This window comes from Vibrio sp. 1167, from assembly GCF_033340375.1.
In the GTDB taxonomy this organism is placed as follows: Bacteria; Pseudomonadota; Gammaproteobacteria; order Enterobacterales; family Vibrionaceae; genus Vibrio; species Vibrio alginolyticus.
Map to the genome: position 1 here is coordinate 461,947 of NZ_JAWOWK010000004.1, position 12,280 is coordinate 474,226.

Consider the following 12,280-nt stretch of genomic DNA (forward strand, 5'->3'; position numbering starts at 1 on the left):
GCGTCCTGGAGGATTCGAACCTCCGACCGCCTGGTTCGTAGCCAGGTACTCTATCCAGCTGAGCTAAGGACGCGCAGATCTTCTTGCTAAGAAGTTGTGAAGTAAATCACATTCATTTCTTACGAAACAAAAAAAAGGCCATCGGGCCAGTCAATGAATGGCGGTGAAGGAGGGATTCGAACCCTCGATACGGGATAAACCGTATACTCCCTTAGCAGGGGAGCGCCTTCAGCCTCTCGGCCACCTCACCGTTTTCATTGTTATATCTCAAAAGAGATATGGCGCGTCCTGGAGGATTCGAACCTCCGACCGCCTGGTTCGTAGCCAGGTACTCTATCCAGCTGAGCTAAGGACGCACTTTTTGTTGATAAATCAACGTTGCAAGAATGGCGGTGAAGGAGGGATTCGAACCCTCGATACGGGATAAACCGTATACTCCCTTAGCAGGGGAGCGCCTTCAGCCTCTCGGCCACCTCACCGTCTTGCGGAGGCACATATTACGTTTTACCGAAAATATGTCAAACACTTTCTTTGAAAAAATCTACGAAACTGGCTTAACCGTTGCTGATTTAATCAAAGTGACTATTAAACGAACTTTATCACTCTATTATGATGAAAAAAAGAGAGTCTTCTCTGAAAAAAAGACATTTATTTTCAAATAACTTTCTGAAGTTCGAATCAACATTATTGATGAATTCACAGCCATACTCAACACAATAGTTTCTGCAAATTTTCAAAAACAGTAAAAACTAAAAAGGCCAACCCTTCGGTTAGCCTTTTTCATTCAAACTAAGCTCTGTAAACAGGAGCGACTTAGTAGTTACCTGAAGCAACGTTGCCATTGCCTTTTTCAGCTTGAATGCGCATGTAGATTTCTTCACGGTGAACTGAAACCTCTTTCGGAGCGTTAACGCCGATACGCACTTGGTTACCTTTAACACCTAGTACAGTTACAGTCACTTCATCACCAATCATCAGTGTTTCGCCTACGCGGCGAGTCAAAATTAGCATTCTTTGCTCCTTGAGTAATCTCTAAATTTTCTTGCTACAAAGCTATTATCCAACAAAAGTTATATTTTCGTAAACTACCTTGTTAGCGAAAATCAGCCTAAAAAGGCATGTTTTTGTTGAATGTTTAATGCTTCACTAGACGTAATGTAAGCATCATGCAGAATGTTTGCTGCTGTATCCACACATTCGGGTGCTAAAACTAGCATCATAGTGAGTGCATTCGTTGCGCTGAAATTGATCTCAATATCTCGCGTTGCCAACAAATCGCATGCGTGCTCTACCATTCCATTGGCCTCAAGCCCCACTGCGGTCAACAGGCTTACCACTTCACTATTACGGATTTTGTCGCTGAACACCAGATCGAACTTGGCACATGCATCTTGTTTTATCATGATACCTGCCCGTTCTGTTTCCTCGATCACATTCCAAATGTCGATACCCAACATCTGACATTGTTTTGTAGCACTAGATAAATGTTCTTTATCGACTTCGATTATGGCAAGGTCACGTTGAATGGCTATACCAGAGACGGCTTGATTGCCTAACTCCCCCTTTACCAGACTGCCTTCATTAACATCAAATGTCGAAAGCACGCGCAGTGGCACATTATTCTTCCATGCAAATTGCACTGAAGGTAAATGTAATACTTTCGCGCCTCGGCTTGCCATCGCTTCCATGGAAGGAAAATCGATAACCGCCAATTTTCGCGCGTTTTTCACTACACGTGGGTCACAAGTATAAATACCATCAACGTCGGTAAAGATTTGACACTCATCAGCGCGCAATGCGCCTGCCAGTGCCACTGCGCTCGTATCTGAGCCACCTCGACCTAATGTGGTGATATCCCCGTTCTCATTCACACCTTGAAAGCCTGCAACAATCACGATTTGGTCTTGCTCAAGCAATCCCAGAATTGTCTTAGTATCAATGTGTTTAATCGTTGCGTCATTGTGTTGATTATCCGTCACAATATTCGCCTGTGCTCCGGTAAGCGAGCGTGCAGCATGACCCAATTTATTGAGTGTCATTGCTAACAGTGCCATTGACACTTGCTCACCAGCAGAGAGCAAAACATCAAGTTCTCGAGCTGTAGGCACGCTATCTATCTGTTTAGCGAGGTCCATCAGTCTGTTTGTTTCGCCTGACATTGCAGACACGACAACAACAACTTGATTGCCATCATTTTTCGCCTTAATGATGTGTTCAGCAACTTGGTGGATTCTTTCAATTGAACCCACGGAGGTTCCGCCAAACTTTTGCACGATAAGGGGCTTTTTCACCAGTCTTCACCTTCCCAAGACCGAAGTCTCTTTAGAACTGCTTACATCGTCAGTATTTCCTTTTAGAAAAATTATATAAGCAGTAGTTACAACAAAAACCAAATAGCCTAAATGACTCGGTTAACTTTTGGTCAATTAAACCACTTGGCTGCTAAAAAAAATTACGCTCAATCAAAGAAACTTGATTGAGCGTAATTTTAGTAGTTAAAAGCTTATAAGCGCTCTTCTAACCAAGGCTGAACTGTTTTAATTGCCTCTGGTAGTGCGGCTACATCAGTACCACCAGCTTGAGCCATGTCAGGACGACCACCGCCCTTACCACCGACTTGCTCAGCAATCATCTTAACTAGATCACCAGCTTTTACTTTACCAGTTAGATCTTTAGTCACACCAGCAATCAGGCCAACCTTGTCACCTGTTACGTTAGCAAGCAGTACGACACCAGACCCCATTTGGTTCTTGATGTCATCAACCATAGTACGTAGGTTCTTGCTGTCAGCGCCTTCAAGAGCTGCGACTAGAACTTTTGTACCATTGACTTCAACCGCTTTGCCCATGATGTTAGCGCTTTCTGCTGCCGCCATCTTATCTTTTAGCTTCTGCACTTCTTTCTCTAGCGCTTTTGCTTTCTGTGCAGATTCTGCCAGTTTCTCTTCGTACTTCGCGTTTTGAGCTTCAATCGCGTCTAATGCAGCCTCGCCTGTTACCGCCTCAATACGTCGAATACCTGCAGCAATGCCGCTTTCTGAAGTGATTTTGAATAGGCCAATATCACCTGTGCTTGATGCGTGAATACCACCGCAAAGCTCTGTCGAGAAGTCGCCCATAGATAGTACGCGTACTTCGTCGTCGTACTTCTCGCCGAATAGAGCCATTGCGCCTTTCCTCTTAGCAGACTCAATGTCCATCACGTTGGTTTCAATCGTGTGGTTGCGACGAATTTGCGCGTTAACTAGGCGCTCAACTTCTTTCAACTCTGCTGCGGTTACGGCTTCTAGATGCGAGAAGTCGAAACGTAGGTTGTCTGCCTTCACCAATGAGCCTTTCTGCGTTACGTGCTCACCTAAAACCTGGCGTAGTGCTGCGTGTAGCAAGTGCGTTGCTGAGTGGTTTAGAGAGATAGCTGCGCGACGCTCTGCGTCAACGATAGTTGCTACTTCATCACCTTTCGCTAGAACGCCTTCTGCCATTACACCGTGGTGCGCGATTGCGTTAACTAGTTTTTGAGTGTCCTCAACGCGGAATACACCAGACTCAGTACGGATTTCACCAGCGTCACCACACTGACCGCCTGACTCTGCGTAGAATGGTGTTTCACCAAGTACGATGATTGCTTTGTCGCCCGCAGATAGCGAATCTACTTCGTTGCCTTCAACGAACATCGCTGCTACAGAACTAGAGCCTTTAGTACCTGTGTAACCACAGAATTCTGTTTGCGTATCAACTTTGATTGCTGCGTTGTAGTCAGTACCAAAGTTACCCGCTTCACGCGCACGTTGACGCTGCTCTTCCATCGCTTTCTCAAAACCTTCTTCGTCGATTGCGAACTCACGCTCACGTGCAACGTCGTTAGTTAAGTCAGCTGGGAAGCCGTAAGTGTCGTAAAGTTTAAATACGGTTTCGCCGTCCAGTACTTTACCGTCTAGGTTATCTAATGCTTCGTTTAGAATCGCCATACCGCGCTCAAGTGTACGACCAAAGTTTTCTTCTTCGATACGCAGTACTTTTTCAACCACAGCTTGTTGACGCTTCAGCTCTTCACCAGCCGTACCCATGATGTCTGCCAGTACGCCAACCAACTTGTGGAAGAATGCACCTTGTGCGCCCAGCTTGTTACCGTGACGAACTGCGCGACGGATGATACGGCGTAATACGTAACCACGACCTTCGTTTGAAGGCATAACGCCATCCACGATCAGGAATGAACATGAACGGATGTGGTCAGCGATAACGCGTAGTGATTGGTTTGATAGGTCTTCGTAACCGATCACTTCTGCTGCTGCTTTGATAAGAGCTTGGAATACATCAATTTCGTAGTTTGAGTGAACGCCCTGCATGATTGCAGAGATACGCTCGATACCCATACCAGTATCTACCGATGGTTTGGGTAGCGGTTCCATAGTGCCGTCTGCGTGACGATTGAACTGCATGAATACGTTGTTCCAGATCTCGATGAAACGGTCACCATCTTCTTCAGGCGTGCCAGGACGGCCACCCCAGATGTGCTCACCGTGATCGTAGAAGATTTCAGTACATGGACCACAGGGGCCAGTGTCGCCCATTTGCCAGAAGTTATCAGACTCGTACGGCTTGCCGCCTTCTTTATCACCAATGCGAACAATACGATCAGCGGGCACGCCAACTTTCTTGTTCCAGATGTCAAACGCTTCGTCATCGGTTTCGTAAACAGTTACCAATAAACGATCCGCTGGCAGTTTAAGAACTTCGGTTAGGAATTCCCAAGCAAAGGAGATCGCATCTTCTTTGAAGTAGTCGCCAAAGCTGAAGTTGCCTAACATTTCAAAGAATGTGTGGTGACGAGCAGTAAAGCCAACATTTTCTAGGTCGTTATGTTTACCACCAGCACGTACGCAACGCTGAGCCGTAGTCGCTCGAGTGTAGGCTCGTTTTTCTAAGCCTAAGAAACAATCTTTAAATTGGTTCATACCTGCGTTTGTGAACAGCAGGGTTGGGTCGTTATGTGGAACTAACGATGAACTTTCTACGATTTGGTGTCCTTTGCTCTCAAAGAACTTGAGGAACGCGTTACGAACCTCATCAGTGCTCATGTACATGCAGCTCTTCCTGAAAATAGTCGAGTTAGAATTTTGCCGTATTGTAGATCATGCAAACAGCTGAGACTAGTTTTCTTGAGGAAAAGAGGGAGTAGGAGAAAAAATTTGAAGCAAAACAAAAATCAGTGCGGACGACTGACCGTTAATCTTCGTCCTCAAAGTTCAGCGCGTAGCTGATTTGGTCAAAACTGTAGCCGCGATACTGCAGAAAACGAACTTGTTTTGCGTACTCTTTTTGGTCTTTGGCTTTAATACCTTTGAATTTCTTTTCTGCCGCCTGTTTAGCCAGTTCAAACCAATCTTGCGGCTCTTCAGCCATAGCTTGCTCAATCACCGATTCCGCAACACGCTTCTGGTTTAACTCTTGACGAATTCGACGCTCTCCATGTCCTTTGTATACATGCTGTCTAATTTGACTCTTCGCGTAACGTAAATCATCTAAATAGTTATGGTCTAGGCAAAAATTAATTGCGATGTCGATGTCTGATTCTTCATAGCCCTTCATCGATAATTTTTGGTAAAGCTCATACTGACCATGATCGCGACGGCTAAGCAATTGTATAGCAGCCTCTTTGCTCGATAATGTTGGCGCCTGGCGTTTTTGGTACATGATGATCCTAAAAGTATTTTTGCTGTACAGGCTCTCAATGGCCTTTGTGATAATTCGATTTTTGATTTCAATAGATACAACAAAGCCCCGCATTGCAGGGCTTTGTCATTTATTAATCTATGAGAGATTAAAACTCTTCAGCTTGCTCTGGCGCTTCACCAGCTTCAGGCGCTTCCGCAAGTGCTGGCGCTAGCAACATTTCACGCAGTTTTGTATCGATAGTTTTAGCCACTTCAGGGTGCTCACGCAGGTAGTTACATGCATTCGCTTTACCTTGACCAATCTTATCGCCATTGTAGCTATACCAAGCACCGGCTTTTTCAACTAACTTGTGCTTCACACCTAGATCGACAAGTTCACCTTCGCGGTTAAAGCCTTGGCCGTACATGATTTGTGTGTTTGCTTCTTTAAATGGTGCTGCAATCTTATTCTTAACAACTTTGATGCGCGTTTCGTTACCTACGACTTCGTCACCTTCTTTGATTGCGCCAGTACGACGGATATCTAGACGAACAGAAGCGTAGAACTTAAGTGCGTTACCACCTGTTGTTGTTTCTGGGTTACCAAACATCACACCAATCTTCATACGGATTTGGTTGATGAAGATACACATACAGTTAGACTGCTTTAGGTTACCCGTTAGCTTACGCATTGCTTGAGAAAGCATACGTGCTTGCAGACCCATGTGGCTATCGCCCATTTCGCCTTCGATTTCTGCTTTCGGTGTTAGTGCTGCGACAGAGTCGACAACCATAACATCGATAGCACCAGAACGTGCAAGTGCGTCACAGATCTCTAGCGCTTGCTCACCTGTGTCTGGCTGAGAAACTAGCAATGCATCGATATCAACGCCAAGTTTCTTCGCGTATACAGGATCTAGAGCGTGCTCTGCATCGATAAACGCACACGTTTTGCCTTCACGTTGCGCAGCAGCAATAAGCTCAAGCGTTAATGTTGTTTTACCTGAAGATTCTGGGCCGTAGATTTCTACGATACGACCCATTGGTAGACCACCAGCACCCAAAGCGATATCAAGAGAAAGAGAACCAGTTGAGATGGTTTCTACGTCCATTGCGCGGTTATCACCAAGGCGCATGATAGAGCCTTTACCGAATTGCTTTTCAATTTGACCTAGCGCAGCGGCGAGCGCTTTCTGTTTGTTCTCGTCCATTACTTTCTCCGATTTATTCATCTTCTTTGGGCGACGAATAGTAATTCATTTTTCTTAAGCAGAAGAACTGCTCAGCAATGAAAGTTATTATACTGTTGATTCATACAGTGTCCATACCTGTATGAAAAAAATTTGGCTGACCTAAAGTCATGATTTGCTCTAGCCCTTATCAATGCTGGGCTAAAACAATTTAAGAAATTCTAGAGTAGATGTTGATACAATTGAGTCAGCGCATGCTCGACCGCTTTTTTGCGAACTTCTGCACGGTCACCAGAGAAATGCATGGTTTCGACTTGCTGCCAACTTTGGTTATCAGCAAAAGCAAAGCAGACCATACCGACTGGTTTCTCTTCACTGCCACCACCCGGCCCTGCAATACCACTGATGGACACACCGATGGTGGCATTGGAGTTTTTAATTGCACCCTGCACCATTTCAATCACAACTGGCTCACTCACTGCACCATGCGCTTCTAACGTTGAAGCTTGCACACCAAGCATCTCCATTTTCGCTTCATTACTGTAGGTGACGAACGCACGGTCAAGCCAAGCTGAACTACCAGCAATGTCAGTAATGGCGGTTGCAACACCACCACCTGTGCATGATTCTGCGGTTGTTAAAACATGCCCGTGTTTAGCCAATAATGCGCCTAAATCGGCACTCAATTTTGTTGTTTTTTCCATAGCCAAAATGCCCTTTGTCTCTTTTTACTTGATAGGGATTCACGTATCCTAAGCCGCTACGGAAATAAACAAAAGAACTTACCTGTGAAAGCTGAACAAAAACACACTCCGATGATGCAGCAATACCTCAAGCTAAAAGCTGAGAACCCAGAGATTTTGCTGTTCTACCGCATGGGCGATTTCTACGAACTCTTTTACGATGATGCCAAGCGAGCTTCTCAGCTTCTTGATATTTCATTGACCAAACGTGGTGCGTCTGCAGGTGAACCTATCCCAATGGCGGGTGTGCCATTTCACGCCGTAGAGGGCTACCTGGCAAAACTTGTTCAGCTTGGTGAGTCTGTGGCGATCTGTGAACAGATTGGCGATCCGGCCACCAGCAAGGGCCCGGTAGAACGTAAAGTTGTGCGTATCGTGACACCAGGTACTGTGACGGATGAAGCGCTGCTTTCTGAGCGTGTCGATAACTTAATCGCAGCAATTTACCATCACAACGATAAGTTCGGTTATGCGACGCTGGATGTCACCTCTGGTCGCTTCCAACTGACAGAACCAGAAAGTGAAGAAGCGATGACAGCTGAGCTTCAACGTACCTCACCACGTGAGCTACTGTTCCCAGAAGATTTTGAACCTGTACATTTAATGGCGAGCCGCAATGGTAACCGTCGTCGCCCAGTCTGGGAGTTTGAGCTTGATACGGCTAAGCAACAACTCAATCAACAATTTGGCACAAAAGATCTGGTTGGTTTTGGTGTAGAACATGCGTCCTTAGGGTTATGTGCTGCTGGTTGTTTGATCCAGTACGTAAAAGATACTCAACGTACGGCTTTACCTCATATTCGCTCTTTAACGTTTGATCATCAGGATCAATCCGTCATCCTTGATGCTGCTACCCGACGTAATCTGGAAATTACTCAAAATCTAGCAGGCGGAACCGATAACACGCTCGCTGCAGTACTCGACCATTGTGCAACTCCGATGGGCAGCCGAATGCTGAAGCGTTGGTTGCATCAGCCTATGCGTTGCATTGAAACGTTAAACAATCGTCTTGATGCGATTGGTGAGATTAAAGAACAAGCTCTGTTTGCCGATCTTCAACCAACGTTAAAGCAAATTGGTGATATTGAACGTATCTTAGCGCGCCTTGCATTACGCTCTGCTCGCCCTCGCGATATGGCTAGACTTCGCAATGCCATGCAGCAGCTACCAGAGCTAGAATCTGTCACCGCTTCTTTGACCCATCCGTACCTAACAAAATTGGCGAAGTATGCAGCTCCTATTGACGAAGTATGTGACCTGTTAGAGCGCGCGATTAAAGAAAATCCGCCGGTTGTTATTCGTGATGGTGGCGTCATCGCTGAAGGCTACAATGCGGAGCTCGATGAATGGCGAAAATTGGCAGACGGTGCAACAGAATATCTTGAGCAGCTTGAGCGAGATGAGCGTGAACGACACGGTATCGATACGCTTAAAGTAGGCTATAACAACGTTCATGGCTTCTTTATCCAAGTGAGCCGTGGCCAGAGCCATTTGGTTCCACCGCATTATGTACGTCGCCAAACACTCAAAAACGCTGAACGCTACATCATCCCAGAGCTTAAGGAACACGAAGACAAAGTACTTAACTCGAAATCTAAAGCGTTAGCACTTGAGAAACAGTTGTGGGAAGAACTGTTTGATCTATTGATGCCAAACCTTGAGAAGCTGCAAAACCTAGCTTCTGCTCTGTCTCAACTAGATGTATTACAAAACCTTGCAGAGCGTGCAGATTCGTTAGATTACTGCCGCCCAACGCTTGTGAAAGACGCAGGAATTCACATTCAAGCTGGCCGTCATCCAGTCGTAGAACAAGTAACAACAGAGCCGTTCATCGCGAACCCAATTGAGCTTAACCCAGCCCGTAAGATGTTGATCATCACCGGTCCAAACATGGGTGGTAAATCAACCTACATGCGTCAAGCTGCGCTGATTGCATTGATGGCACATATCGGCTCTTATGTACCGGCAGAATCCGCACAGATTGGTTCTTTAGATCGTATATTTACTCGTATTGGTGCATCAGATGATCTTGCATCTGGCCGCTCGACCTTCATGGTAGAAATGACCGAAACAGCCAATATTCTTCACAACGCAACTAAGAACAGTTTGGTGCTAATGGATGAAATCGGACGCGGTACTAGTACTTACGACGGTCTGTCTTTAGCTTGGGCAAGTGCGGAATGGCTCGCAACACAAATTGGTGCGATGACCCTATTTGCAACTCACTACTTCGAATTAACAGAGTTACCGAACCAACTGCCAAACTTAGCGAACGTTCACTTGGATGCCGTAGAGCATGGAGACAGCATTGCCTTTATGCACGCAGTTCAAGAAGGTGCGGCAAGTAAGTCTTACGGCTTGGCTGTTGCGGGCTTAGCTGGCGTACCAAAAACGGTCATCAAAAATGCGCGTAACAAGCTATCTCAGCTAGAGCAACTGGGGCAAAACAGTGACACACCGCGTCCAAGTGCAGTAGATGTGGCTAACCAGTTGAGCCTGATTCCAGAGCCTAGCGAGGTCGAACAAGCTCTGTCAGGTATTGATCCTGACGACTTAACGCCACGCCAAGCTCTTGAAGAGCTGTATCGCTTGAAGAAGATGCTGTAAACAGACTCACACCAACGAGCAAAAAAGAAAAAAGGCTATGGGGAACCATAGCCTTTTGCGTATCTAGTGAAATACGGATTATTTAATCGTCTTCTACGTTAAATAAGTTTTCCATATTCAAACCTTGTTTGATTAGGACTTCACGAAGACGACGTAAACCTTCCACTTGTATTTGACGTACTCGCTCACGTGTCAGACCAATCTCTCGACCAACTTCTTCCAGCGTCGAAGGCTCGTAGCCTAGTAGGCCGAAGCGACGTGCAAGCACTTCTTTCTGTTTCGGATTCAACTCTTCTAACCAATGAATCAACGATGATTTGATGTCGTCATCTTGAGTCGAAACTTCTGGATCAGAGTTGTTTGCATCAGGAATAATATCCAGCAGCGCTTTCTCACCGTCACCACCGATTGGCGTGTCGACAGAGCTAATACGCTCATTAAGGCGTAACATTTTGCTTACGTCTTCGACTGGAATATCTAATTGAGCAGCAATTTCTTCTGCGGTCGGTTCGTGATCGAGCTTTTGAGAAAGTTCACGCGCAGTACGCAGATAAATGTTCAGCTCTTTCACTACGTGGATAGGTAGACGGATCGTGCGAGTTTGGTTCATCAACGCTCGCTCTATCGTTTGTCGGATCCACCATGTTGCGTAAGTAGAGAAACGGAAACCACGTTCTGGGTCGAATTTTTCGACCGCTCGGATCAAGCCGAGGTTACCTTCTTCAATCAGATCGAGTAGTGCTAGACCACGGTTACTGTATCGACGAGAAATCTTAACAACCAAACGTAGGTTACTTTCGATCATACGTTTGCGTGCCGCTTCGTCGCCACGTAGGGCGCGTCTTGCGTAAAGCACTTCTTCTTCGGCAGTAAGTAAAGGTGAGAAGCCAATTTCGCCCAAATACAACTGAGTTGCATCTAAGCTTTTACTGCTCGCGTCAAATTCTTCACGCGCAGTCGCTTTGCTTTCTGTGGATGATGATCTTTCGAGTTCGTTATCAATGGTCTTCACTGACGCATTATCAAATGCAAACTCTTCAACTTTGGTTACTGTGTTGCTGATACTCATAACGCCTCCCCCTGGCGAGTTAGCAAGACATGACAACTCAATATGTCGCTAAATGATGTCGCAAGTTGTTTTTCAAAGTTTTAGGGCAAATAGCGTTTTGGATTCACTGATTTACCTTGATAGCGAATTTCAAAGTGTAGTTTGACCGACTTTGCACCTGAACTACCCATGGTAGCGATTTTTTGTCCGCTTTTTACGCTTTGTCCTTCTGTGACCAGCAGTTTGTCATTATGTGCGTATGCGCTTAAATAATTGTCGTTATGCTTTACTATGATTAAGTTGCCATAACCTCGTAGCGCATTGCCTGAATAAACGACTGTGCCGGCTGCGGTTGAAACGATAGGTTGACCACGCTGTCCTGCGATGTCGATACCTTTATTTCCCTGTTCTCCCGCCGAAAAGTTCTTGATTACTCTCCCTTTTGTTGGCCACAACCACTTTGAGACTTTATCACTCTTTGCTGTGGTAGTTGGCGCTTTTTGCTTCACTTTTTGGTTATCTTTTGAACCAACATACTCCTTTGTTTTCGATTGTTCAACCTTCTTTGGAGGCTGTTTTTGTACGACTTTAGGCTTAGTCTCTGTAGGTTTTTGACTAGAGTTTTTACTCGAAGGTTTAGGTTTAGAGGCTGTTGATGTTTTCGTCACTGGAGCTGGGGGGGGCGTAACAACAGGAGCCACAACGGGTTCAACTTTTTGACCATATTTAGGGGCGACATATTTCGGAGCCCAAAGTTTTAGCCTCTGTCCTGGGTAGATAGTGTAAGGCTGAGTTAACTCATTGTAACGAACAAGATCATTTACATCTTTATCTGTGACATAAGCTATGAAGTAAAGCGTATCGCCTTTTTTTACCTCATAATAACTCCCTCTGTAACTCCCTCTTTCAAGGCTTGAATAGTCTTTTTTTAGGCTAGAGACAGGTGCAGGGGAATGCGCTGCACAACCAACTAGTCCTGCAGCAAACACAAAGCTAATACCAATATGACGTAGTAACTTATTCACCTATCCCCAAC

9 protein-coding genes and 4 tRNA genes are annotated in these 12,280 nt (G+C 45.5%); 1 reads left to right on the plus strand and 12 read right to left on the minus strand.

The window, feature by feature from the left end; all coding sequences use genetic code 11:
• From R7Z78_RS11485 to pncC, 10 genes are all read right to left on the minus strand, one after another.
• Positions 1 to 73 (minus strand) — tRNA-Arg (locus R7Z78_RS11485).
• Between the two features lie 85 nt (positions 74 to 158).
• Positions 159 to 250: transfer RNA gene (locus R7Z78_RS11490), tRNA-Ser, on the minus strand.
• A 29-nt stretch (positions 251 to 279) separates the two neighbouring features.
• A tRNA-Arg gene (locus tag R7Z78_RS11495) sits at positions 280 to 356 on the minus strand.
• Positions 357 to 387: 31 nt separating this feature from the next.
• Positions 388 to 479: transfer RNA gene (locus R7Z78_RS11500), tRNA-Ser, on the minus strand.
• A gap of 334 nt (positions 480 to 813) precedes the next feature.
• Entirely contained in the window at positions 814 to 1,011 is a 198-nt protein-coding gene (gene csrA / locus R7Z78_RS11505) for a carbon storage regulator CsrA (protein ID WP_004415691.1), read from the minus strand.
• Positions 1,012 to 1,103: 92 nt separating this feature from the next.
• Positions 1,104 to 2,291, minus strand: coding sequence for an aspartate kinase (locus R7Z78_RS11510; RefSeq protein ID WP_104975583.1), 1,188 nt, complete (start codon positions 2,289 to 2,291; stop codon positions 1,104 to 1,106).
• Positions 2,292 to 2,503: 212 nt separating this feature from the next.
• On the minus strand, positions 2,504 to 5,086 hold the full coding sequence (gene alaS, locus R7Z78_RS11515; protein WP_104975584.1) for an alanine--tRNA ligase: 2,583 nt from the start codon (positions 5,084 to 5,086) through the stop codon (positions 2,504 to 2,506).
• A 142-nt stretch (positions 5,087 to 5,228) separates the two neighbouring features.
• Entirely contained in the window at positions 5,229 to 5,696 is a 468-nt protein-coding gene (gene recX, locus R7Z78_RS11520) for a recombination regulator RecX (RefSeq protein ID WP_005383799.1), read from the minus strand.
• A 127-nt stretch (positions 5,697 to 5,823) separates the two neighbouring features.
• Positions 5,824 to 6,867 carry a recombinase RecA gene (gene recA / locus R7Z78_RS11525; protein ID WP_005380874.1) on the minus strand — a complete coding sequence of 348 codons (1,044 nt, stop codon included), beginning with the start codon at positions 6,865 to 6,867 and terminating at the stop codon, positions 5,824 to 5,826.
• A gap of 200 nt (positions 6,868 to 7,067) precedes the next feature.
• On the minus strand, positions 7,068 to 7,550 hold the full coding sequence (gene pncC, locus R7Z78_RS11530) for a nicotinamide-nucleotide amidase (RefSeq protein WP_005383794.1): 483 nt from the start codon (positions 7,548 to 7,550) through the stop codon (positions 7,068 to 7,070).
• 84 nt (positions 7,551 to 7,634) lie between these two features.
• On the opposite strand from pncC, the gene mutS reads away from it, so the two are divergent.
• Positions 7,635 to 10,196, plus strand: a complete 2,562-nt coding sequence (mutS, locus tag R7Z78_RS11535) for a DNA mismatch repair protein MutS (RefSeq protein WP_104975585.1) — start codon at positions 7,635 to 7,637, stop codon at positions 10,194 to 10,196.
• Positions 10,197 to 10,278: 82 nt separating this feature from the next.
• On the opposite strand, the gene rpoS is transcribed toward mutS, so the two are convergent.
• Positions 10,279 to 11,265, minus strand: a complete 987-nt coding sequence (gene rpoS, locus R7Z78_RS11540; RefSeq protein WP_005380887.1) for an RNA polymerase sigma factor RpoS — start codon at positions 11,263 to 11,265, stop codon at positions 10,279 to 10,281.
• 80 nt (positions 11,266 to 11,345) lie between these two features.
• Positions 11,346 to 12,269 (minus strand): peptidoglycan DD-metalloendopeptidase family protein, encoded by a 924-nt coding sequence (locus R7Z78_RS11545; protein WP_005380889.1) that lies wholly within the window; start codon positions 12,267 to 12,269, stop codon positions 11,346 to 11,348.
• Positions 12,270 to 12,280: the final 11 nt, after the last annotated feature.

Coding starts and splice junctions, on each gene's coding strand:
- csrA (WP_004415691.1), bottom strand. CDS start 1,011: ATGCTAATTTTGACTCGCCGCGTAGGCGAAACACTGATGATTGGTGAT.
- alaS (WP_104975584.1), bottom strand. CDS start 5,086: ATGTACATGAGCACTGATGAGGTTCGTAACGCGTTCCTCAAGTTCTTT.
- recX (WP_005383799.1), bottom strand. CDS start 5,696: ATGTACCAAAAACGCCAGGCGCCAACATTATCGAGCAAAGAGGCTGCT.
- recA (WP_005380874.1), bottom strand. CDS start 6,867: ATGGACGAGAACAAACAGAAAGCGCTCGCCGCTGCGCTAGGTCAAATT.
- pncC (WP_005383794.1), bottom strand. CDS start 7,550: ATGGAAAAAACAACAAAATTGAGTGCCGATTTAGGCGCATTATTGGCT.
- rpoS (WP_005380887.1), bottom strand. CDS start 11,265: ATGAGTATCAGCAACACAGTAACCAAAGTTGAAGAGTTTGCATTTGAT.